At 73.5% G+C, this 9,463-nt stretch carries 6 protein-coding genes; 5 read left to right on the top strand and 1 reads right to left on the bottom strand.

The window, feature by feature from the left end; genetic code table 11:
• From AC1D1T_RS26545 to AC1D1T_RS26555, 3 genes are all read left to right on the top strand, one after another.
• Window positions 1–1,791: hybrid sensor histidine kinase/response regulator (locus AC1D1T_RS26545; RefSeq protein WP_477992806.1), on the top strand; the 1,791-nt coding region annotated here is incomplete at its 5' end.
• On the top strand, window positions 1,773–2,831 hold the full coding sequence (gene cheB / locus AC1D1T_RS26550) for a chemotaxis-specific protein-glutamate methyltransferase CheB (protein WP_465110145.1): 1,059 nt from the start codon (window positions 1,773–1,775) through the stop codon (window positions 2,829–2,831). The genes AC1D1T_RS26545 and cheB, both read left to right, overlap by 19 nt.
• A complete protein-coding gene (locus tag AC1D1T_RS26555; protein WP_477824596.1) occupies window positions 2,828–5,758 on the top strand; it encodes a response regulator in 2,931 nt (976 codons plus the stop codon). The genes cheB and AC1D1T_RS26555 overlap by 4 nt, the downstream gene beginning before the upstream one ends.
• 19 nt (window positions 5,759–5,777) lie before the next feature.
• Here AC1D1T_RS26555 and AC1D1T_RS26560 read toward each other — a convergent pair whose 3' ends face one another.
• The gene (locus AC1D1T_RS26560) at window positions 5,778–6,653 is read right to left on the bottom strand and encodes an AraC family transcriptional regulator (RefSeq protein ID WP_465110143.1); all 876 of its coding nucleotides are present in this window, start codon (window positions 6,651–6,653) and stop codon (window positions 5,778–5,780) included.
• 107 nt (window positions 6,654–6,760) lie between these two features.
• On the opposite strand from AC1D1T_RS26560, the gene AC1D1T_RS26565 reads away from it, so the two are divergent.
• Window positions 6,761–8,839, top strand: a complete 2,079-nt coding sequence (locus AC1D1T_RS26565) for a glycoside hydrolase family 52 protein (protein ID WP_477992807.1) — start codon at window positions 6,761–6,763, stop codon at window positions 8,837–8,839.
• Between the two features lie 266 nt (window positions 8,840–9,105).
• On the top strand, window positions 9,106–9,463 hold a 358-nt coding region (locus AC1D1T_RS26570), incomplete at its 3' end, for a carbohydrate-binding protein (protein WP_477992808.1).

The following is a 9,463-nucleotide window of genomic DNA, read 5'->3' on the forward strand; positions in this document are numbered from 1 at the left end:
CGCGGCCTGGGCGCGCTGGACCTGCCGGCGCCGGCCGCGGCACCCCGGCCGGACCCGCAGTCGCGCGCCACCGCGCCGACCGAGACGCTGCACACGGTGCGCACGGTGCGCGCCGACGTCGCCGACATGGACCTGCTGCTCGACAGCCTGACCCAGGCGCATGCGCAGGTCGCGGCACTGCGCCGCGGCCTCACGGCCACGCTGCGCGCCTTCGGGTTGGCCGACGGGCTGGCCGACCGGCTGGACCCGCGCCGCGGGCGCGCCGATGCGCCGGCCGGCGAGCTGTCGCAGGTGGCCTCGCACGCGATGGCCGAGGAACTGCGCAGCCTGCTCGGCGGCGTCGAGCGCGGCCTGGGCGCCTCGGTCGACCAGATGGACCGCGAGCTGCGCCAGGTGCGCGAGGCCGCCGAGCAGTTGCGGCTGGTGCCGGCGGCCGCGCTCTTCACGCCGCTGGAGCGCACCGTGCGCGATGCCGCCCAGCTGCTGGGCCGGCGCGTGGTGTTCGAGGCCCGCGGCGGCGACGTGCGGCTGGACGCCGAATGGATCGAGACCCTGCAGGGCGCGCTGCTGCAGCTGGCGCGCAACGCGGTCGCGCACGGCATCGAGAGCGAGGCGGCGCGCATCGCCGCCGGCAAACCGGTGCAGGGCCGCGTCACGCTCGAGGTCGCGCGGCGCGACCGGCACCTGGTGTTCCGCATCGGTGACGAYGGTGCCGGCATCGATGCGCAGGCCGTGCGGCTGGCCGCCCAGCGCAAGGGCTGGCCGACACCGGCGCTGCGCGAGCTGGACGGCCCGGGCCTGCTGCAGCTGCTGATGCGCGGCGGCCTGAGCACGGCCAGCGTCGTCACCGAAGTGTCGGGCCGCGGCATCGGGCTGGACGTCGTGCGCGACGCCGTCCAGCGGCTGGGCGGCCGGGTCGCCGTGCAGACGCAGCCCGGCGTGGGCACGACGCTCGAGCTGGTGGTGCCGATGTCGGTCGCCTCGCTGCAGGCGCTGGTGGTCGAGGCCGGCGGCCGGCGCGTCGCGCTGCCGCTGGCGGCGGTGCGGCGCGCGCTGCGCCACGGCGCCCACGAACTGGCGCGCACGGCCCGCGGCGAGGCGATGCTGCACGACGGCGAGGCCATCGCCTACGTCGCGCTGGCCGAGCTGCTGCAGCCGGGGCGCGCCGCGCCGCGCACCGGCCAGGCCTCGGCGCTGGTCGTCGAAGGCGCCGGCACGCGCGCCGCGATCGGCGTCGACCGCATCCTCGGCACCGCCACGCTGGTGCTGCGGCCGCTGCCCGAACTCGCGCCCGCCACCGCGCTGGTGGCCGGCACCTCGATCGACGTCGAAGGCCGCCCGCAGATCGTGCTCGATGCCGACGCGCTGGTCGCGCAGGCGCAGGCCGCCGGCGTGGCCGCGCCGCCGCCGGCCGCGCCGCGCCTGCCGGTGCTGGTGGTCGACGATTCGCTGACGACGCGCATGCTGGAGCAGAGCATCCTCGAATCGGCCGGCTACGCCGTGCATGCCGCGGTGTCGGCCGAGGACGCGCTGGAGCAGGCGCGGCGCCAGCGCTATGCGCTGTTCCTGGTCGACGTCGAGATGCCGGGCATGGACGGCTTCAGCTTCATCGAGCACGCGGGCGCCGATCCGGCGCTGCGCGACGTGCCGGCGATCCTCGTCACCTCGCGCTGTTCCCCGGAAGACCGCCGGCGCGGCGAGCAGGTCGGCGCGCGCGGCTACATCGTGAAGAGCGAGTTCGTGCAGGCCGACTTCCTGCGCCAGGTCGAGCAATGGGTGCAGGTGCCATGACGCGCGTGCTGGTCGCCGAGGACTCCGTCACCGTGCGCAAGCGGCTGTGCGAGGTGCTGGCGGGCGACCCGGCGATCGAGGTGGTCGGCGAGGCGGCCAACGGCAAGGAGGCGGTCGCGCTGTGCCAGGCGCTGCGGCCGGACGTGATGACGATGGACATGATGATGCCGCTGATGAGCGGGCTGTCCGCCACCGAGTACATCATGGCGCACTGCCCGACGCCGATCCTGGTGGTGTCGTCGTCGACCAACCGCGGCGAGCTGTTCAAGACCTACGACGCGCTCGCGGCCGGCGCGGTCGACGTGCTCGACAAGGCGCCGGCCGACGCGGCCGAGGGCGCGTGGGAGCAGCAGCTGGTCACGCTGGTGAAACGGGTGGCGCGCATCCGCGTGATCACGCACCTGCGGGCGCGCCAGGCCGACCGGGTGCCGCGCGCCGCGGACCCCGGCCGGGCCGCCTGCCGCCTGGTCGTGCTCGGTGCCTCGACCGGCGGGCCGGGCGCGATCGTCGACGTGCTGCGCGGGCTGCCGGCCCCGCTGCCGGTGCCGATGCTGGTGCTGCTGCACATCAACGAGCCGTTCGGCACCGCCTTCGCGGAGTGGCTGGATGCGCAGACGCCGCACCGCGTGCGCTGCGCGCGCGACGGCGAACCGCTGGCCGGGCTGGCCGGGCAGATCGTGACCGCGCCGCCCGGCCGGCACCTGGTGGTCAGCGCAGGCGTGCTGCGCCTGACGCAGGAGCCGCCACGGCATTCATGCCGCCCGTCGGTGGACCGGCTGTTCGAATCGGTCGCCGCCGAGTGCGGCGCAGCGGCCGCCGCCGGCCTGCTGACCGGCATGGGCCGCGACGGCGCCGCCGGCCTGCTGCAGATCCGGCAGGCCGGCGGCGTGACGATCGCCCAGGACGAGGCGAGCAGCGTGGTCTACGGCATGCCGCGCGAGGCGGCGCTGCTCGGCGCCGCCGGGCAGGTGCTGCCGCTGGCCGAGATCGGCCCGGCGCTCGCGCGGGCGGTGCACACCCTCGGAGGACCGCTGCCATGAGCGACAGCGTGCTGATCGTCGATGACAGCCTCACGGTTCGCATGGACCTGCGCGAGGCCTTCGAGGACGCCGGCTTCGGCGTGCAGCTGTGTGCCACGGCGGCGGCCGCCCGCGCGGCCTTTGCGCGCGGTGCCGCCGACGTGGTGGTGCTGGACGTGCTGCTGCCCGATGGCGACGGCGTCCAGCTGCTGGGCGAACTGCGCGCCGCACCCGGCGCCGCGCAGGCGGTGGTGCTGATGCTGTCGAGCGAGGCCGAGGTGAAGGACCGCTTGCGCGGGCTGCGCACCGGGGCCGACGAGTACGTCGGCAAGCCCTACGACATCCACTTCGTGGTGGCGAAGGCGCGCGAGCTGCTGCGCGCACGCCGCGCGCAGGCGGTGCGGCAGGGCCCGACGGTGCTGGTGATCGACGACAGCCGGACCTTCCGCGAGGCCCTGCGGGAGGCGCTGGAGCCCGCCGGCTATCCGGTGCTGGTGGCGGCGAGCGGCGAGGAGGGCCTGCGCGTCGCCGCGGCCGAGCGGCCCGACGCGGTCATCGTCGACAGCGTGCTGCCGGGCATCGACGGGCCGACGGTGATCCGCCGGCTGCGGCTGGACATCGCGCTGCGCGCCGTGCCCTGCCTGTTGCTGACCGGATCGGAGGAGGGCACGGCCGAGGCGCGCGCGCTGGACGCGGGCGCCGATGCCTTCGTGCACAAGGACGAGGACGTCGAGGTGGTGCTCGCGCGGCTGGCCGCGATGCTGCGCAGCGCCGCCACCGGCCTGCCCGCGCGCAGCGGCAGCCTGCTCGCGCCGAAGCGCATCCTGGCGGTGGACGACAGCCCGACCTACCTCGCCGAAACGGCACAGCTGCTGCGCGGCGAGGGCTACGACGTGGTGGCGGCGCGCTCCGGCGAGGAGGCGCTGGACCTGCTGGCGGTGCAGAAGGTGGACTGCATCCTGCTGGACCTGCTGATGCCCGGGCTCGGCGGGCGGGCCGCCTGCCAGCGCATCAAGGCCGCGCCGGTGATGCGCGAGATCCCGCTCATCATGCTGACGTCGATGGAGGACCGGGCGACGATGCTCGACGCGCTCGAGGCCGGCGCGGACGACTTCATCCAGAAGTCCAGCGAGACCGAGGTGCTGAAGGCGCGCGTGCGGGCCCAGCTGCGGCGCAAGCAGTTCGAGGACGAGAACCGGCGCATCCGCCTGGAGCTGCTCGCGGTGGAGCACGAAGCCGCCGAGGCCCGCGCCGCGCGCGCGCTGGCCGACAGCCGCGCCGAACTGGTGGAGGTGCTGCAGCAGAAGCAGCATGCGCTGGAGGCGCTGAACACGCAGCTGGCCAGCGCCAACCAGGCCAAGACCGAGTTCCTGTCGACCATGTCGCACGAGCTGCGCACGCCGCTGAACGCCATCATCGGCTTCTCGGAGATCCTGCGCGAAGGCCTGGGCGGCGCGCTCGAGCCGCGCCAGCGCGAGTTCATGGTCTACATCCACGACAGCGGCAAGCACCTGCTGGCCCTGATCAACGACATCCTCGACCTGTCGAAGATCGAGGCCGGCAAGGCCGATCTCGATCTCGAAGCCATCGAGCTGGACGGCCTGCTGCACGGCGCGCTGGCGGTCGTGCAGGACCGGGCGGCGAGCCACCGGGTGCGGCTGACGGTGCAGGGTGCCGGCTGGCCCGAGCCGATCCGCGCCGACCGGCGGCGCCTGAAGCAGATCGTCTACAACCTGCTGTCGAACGCGGTCAAGTTCACGCCCGACGGCGGCGAGGTGGTGCTGCGGGCCAGCCGCGTCGACCGCCGGCAGGCCGGGCACGGGCTGCCGGGCTTCGCAACCGGTCGCCACCTGCCGCTGCCCGACAGCCCGTTCCAGTCCTTCCTGCAGATCAGCGTCACCGACAGCGGGATCGGCATGGCGCCCGACGCCCTGGACCAGCTGTTCACGCCCTTCACGCAGATCCGCAACGAGCTGACGCGCCGCGTCGAGGGCACCGGGCTGGGCCTCGCGACGGTGCTGCGGCTGGCCCAATTGCACGAGGGCACGGCGGCGGTGACGAGCGAGCCGGGGCGCGGCAGCTGCTTCAGCGTCTGGCTGCCCTGGCGCGGCAGCGCCGCCGCCGCGCCGGCTTCGGCCGACGCCGCTGCGCAGGCCGAAGCCGAGGCCGAGGCCGGCCTGCGGCCGCTGGCGCTGGTGGTCGAGGACGACCAGCAGGCGGCCGCGCTGATGCGCGTGCAGCTCGGGAGCATCGGCTTCCGGGTGCGCCACGCGCCGTCCGCGGAGGCCGCGCTCGCCCTCGCCGGCGACTGCCGGCCGGACCTGATCACGCTCGACATCCGGCTGCCCGGCATGGACGGCTGGGACCTGCTCGCGCGCATCAAGGAGCTGCCGACCTGGCACGACATCCCGGTGGTGGTGGTGTCGGTGGCCGACGAACACGAGATCGGGCTGTCGGTGGGCGCGTCGGCCGTGCTGCAGAAGCCGGTCGGCCGCGGCGACTTCGCGCACGAGCTGGCGCGCATGGGCTTCGCGCCGACGCCGTCGCGCGGGGTCAGCGTGCTGCTCGTCGACGACGACCCGGCCGCCGTCGAGCTGATGAGTGCCTACCTGAGCCAGCCGGGCTACCAGGTGCTGCGCGCCTTCGGCGGGCAGGAGGGGATCGAGCTCGCACGGCGCCACCGGCCCGACCTGGTGGTGCTGGACCTGCTGATGCCCGACATCGGCGGCCTCGAGGTGATCGAGGCCTTGAAGCGCGACTCGCACACCGCGAACATCCCGGTGGTGATGGTGACGGCGCGGCAGTTCAGCGACGAAGACCGGCAGCAGCTGGAGGGCCACGTGCTGAGCGTGGTGCGCAAGGGCGAACTGGGCGAGGAACGCTTCCTCGGCGAGGTGCGGCGGGCCTTCGGCCAGCCGGAACGGCTGGAACCGGCCGCCGATCCGTGAGGACGGCCGGCGGCGCGCGTCAGCCGCTGCCGCTGTCGCGCCGGTAGTCGGCCGGCGCGACCCCGCACCAGCGCTTGAACTGCCGGCTGAAGTGCGCGCCGCTCGCGTAGCCGAGCCGCTCGCCGACCTCGGCGATGCCGAGCTGCGCATCCATCAGCAGCAGCTTCGCGCGGCGCAGCTTCAGCGTCGAGCGGTACTGGCGTGCCGACATGCCGTACACCTGACGGAAGAGGGCATTGCCGTGGTCCGGCGTGTAGCCCAGGCGCCGGATCGCGGCCTCGAGCGAGGTCTCGGCGCCGCCGCTCTGCACCTCGCGCTCGATCAGCTCGGCCAGCCGGCCGGCGGTCTGCAGCGCGAGCTGCGGCACCGGCGCGGCGGCGATGTCCTCTTCTTCGAGCCCGCGCGTCAACGCGGCGAACAGCGCCATCAGCGAGGCGCCCAGCTCCAGCCGGTGCACCAGCGGCGACAGCGCCGCATGGTCGGCGGCCAGCGCCAGCATGCGCTGCAGCGCCGGCTGCAGCCGCTGCGTCAGCGCGCTGTCGGCCGCGAAGATGCGCGTGCCGGCACGGCACAGCAGGCGGCGCAGTTCCAGGTCGTCGAGGTCGAAGTGCACGCAGTACAGGCGCGCGGCGACCGGCGTGCTCGACGCATGCGCCTCGAACGGCGTGATCAGCAGCAGGTCGCCGGCCTGTTGCGCGAGCGTGCGGCCGGTCAGCCGCACCTGCTGCTGGCCCGCGAGCAGCAGGCACAGCTCGAAGTACGGATGGTCGTGGCGCGGGTACTGCCAGCGCGGGCCGACGCGGCGCGTGTGCGCGTCGGTCATCGTGACGGTGGTGCGCACGTCCGGCTGCTTGGCGTAGTCCGGCAGGGCGGTCTCGGGGCGGACGGGGTACATGAAGGAGTGGGTCGATCGTCGCGGCTCAGGGCAAGCCCGTCCCGCATCGGGACATGGCCCGGCACGGGCGGCGCTCGCAGAATCGCGACCTTACACCGAGGCTGCCGATGAATCGCTTTTTCAACACCCAGCATGCGCCGGTCGGCGCCCACGCCAGCCTGACGCTCGGCTTCCCCGGCGCCCGCGGCGGCATGGACCTGGAGCTGTGCGGCGCGCCCGGCCAGTCGGTGCTGGTCGCGCTCGAATCGGCGCAGCAGCCCGGCCTGTTCGAGACGCTGCCGTTCTGCGAGCCCCCGGACGATGCGGAACGCCAGCGCTTCGTCRGCGACCAGGGTGATTCGCACCTCGGCGTGTCGGGCCTCGGCGCGCGGCTGTTCGCGCTGGACGAGGTGCAGCGCGAGTTCTCGCTCGCCACCGACAGCTGGCAGGCCGGCGACCTGCGCTTCACGCTGTACACGCCGGTGCGCGACCTGCCCGATCCCGATACCGGCGAACCGCTGGCCGCGAAGCGCGCGTTCGTGCCCGCGGTGCGCGCCGAGATCGAGGTGGACAACCGGGCCGGCACGCGGGCCCGCCGGGTCGCGGTCGGGCTGTCGGGCATCGATCCGCTGCGCGGGATGCGCCATCTGTCGCTTGACCAGGGCGCTGGCATTGGCGACGGCCTGGAGCAGGGCTTCGCCACCGACGCGCCCGGCGCCTGGTCGGGCATCGGCTTCGACCCGCTCGCGGTGCTGGGCGACCGGCACGCGAGCAACCGCGCGACGATGCTCGGCCGCTGGGGAGTGGTCTGCGCCGAAGTGCCGGCCGGCGAGCGGCGCACGCTGCGCTTCGCGTTCTGCTTCCACCGCGCCGGCGTCGTCACCGGCGGCATCGCGACCCGCCAGCTCTACAACCGCTGGTTCGATTCGGTGGAGTCGGTGGCGCGCTTCGCGCTGTCGGATTTCGACGAGGCGGTGCAGGCCAGCCGCGCCGCCGACCAGCGGCTCGCGGCGAGTGCGCTGTCGCCGGCGCAGCGCTTCACGGTCGCGCACGCGACCCGCTCCTACCTCTACTCGACCCAGCTGCTCGAACGCGACGGCCGTGCGCTGTGGGTCGTCAACGAGGGCGAGTACAACATGCTGAACACGCTCGACCTGGTGTCCGACCACTCGCTGTACGAAGGCCTGCACCACCCGTGGACCATCCGCAACGTGCTCGACCAGTACGCCGCCGGCTACTCGTACGACGACGAGGACGGCGTCAGCTTCACGCACGACATGGGCGTCGACGGCATCTTCTCGCCGCCGGGCCGCTCGGCCTACGAGCGCGCCGGGCTGACCGGCTGTTTCTCGCAGATGACCACCGAAGAGCTGCTGAACTGGACGCTGTGCGCCGGCCTGTACGTGCACCAGGGCCGCGACCTCGCCTGGGCACGCCGCCACGCCGCGCTGCTGGAGCGCTGCCTGCAGAGCCTGGAGCGGCGCGACCACCCCGAGCCGGCCCGGCGCAACGGCGTGCCGCGTGCCGACAGCAGCCGCTGCGAGGGCGGGCGCGAGATCACGACCTACGACTGCCTCGACCCGTCGCTCGGCCAGGCCGCCGGCAACACCTACATCGCCGGCAAGGCCTGGGCGGCGCAGGTCATCCTGCAACAGTTGTTCACGCAGCTCGACCGGCCGGCGCTGGCCGAACGGGCCCATGCGCAGGCCCGGCGCGCCGCCGCGACGGTGGTGGCGGTCACCCGGCCCGACGGCCTGATCCCGGCGCTGCTGGAAGCGCCCGACGACGACGCGGTGATCCTGCCGGTGATCGAGGCGCTGGCCTACCCGTGGTTCGCCGGCTGCCGCGACGCGCTGGCAGCGGACGGCGAATACGCGCCGTACCTCGCCGCACTGAAACGCCACGTCGGCGAGCATGTGCTGCGCGAGGACACCTGCCTGTTCCCCGACGGCGGCTGGCGCATCACCTCGCGCAGCGACAACACCTTCCCGGCCAAGGCCTACGTCTGCCAGTTCGTCGCCCGCGAGATCCTGCAGATGGACCTGGGCGCCGCCGGCGCCCGCGCCGACGAGGCCCATGCCGCCTGGCAGCTGCATCCGGAGCTCAGCGTGCACTGCTGGAGCGAGCAGGTGAAGAACGGGCTGGTGTTCGCGGCCAAGTACTACCCGCGCGGCGTCAGCAGCCAGATCTGGCTGACCGAGGGTTGACCGGGTTCACGCCGGCCGCCTTGTTTGAAACCAAACGTAAGCTGTGCGACAGGACGAGTACCAAAGCAGACCGGTATATAACCAATTCAATACCTGTTGATCGCTCGCATTGACGACCGATGGCACCGGCTTGGCGGCTGGAGCCAGCATCGTTACGTTTCTGAAAGCGCTCGCATCTTGTTGCAAGACACACGTCGCTGCCTGTGAAGGCGGCTTCGAGAATTCCCTCAGTGCTTCGTTGTCAACAACACTGAAAGGGACAGATCATGAAGAGCGTGGGAATGACCGTGGTGGCCGTGGCCATCGGCGGTTTGTGGTCGCAGGTGCAGGCAGCGACCCTGCAGCCGGCGACGGCGGCCGTGGCCGCACAGGCCTCGTCGTTCGACGGGATGCTGCTGGCGCAGGCCACGACGGCCCCGGCCTGGCAGGAAGGCGTGACCTACACCGCCGGCACCATCGTCAGCTACAACGGGGTGCTGTACGTCGCCCTCGTGACCCACACCGCATGGGCGGGCACCAACTGGAACCCGGCCGCGACGCCGACGCTGTGGTCGCCGACCGGCTCTGCCCCGGCCCCGGCGCCCGCTCCGGCACCTGCTCCCGCGCCTGCGCCGGCCCCCGCGC

Source organism: Rhizobacter sp. P2_H3 (assembly GCF_056403355.1).

Bases quoted from the DNA above. Each gene is read 5' to 3' on its own strand.
- cheB (WP_465110145.1), top strand. From the start codon at position 1,773: ATGGGTGCAGGTGCCATGACGCGCGTGCTGGTCGCCGAGGACTCCGTC.
- AC1D1T_RS26555 (WP_477824596.1), top strand. From the start codon at position 2,828: ATGAGCGACAGCGTGCTGATCGTCGATGACAGCCTCACGGTTCGCATG.
- AC1D1T_RS26560 (WP_465110143.1), bottom strand. From the start codon at position 6,653: ATGTACCCCGTCCGCCCCGAGACCGCCCTGCCGGACTACGCCAAGCAG.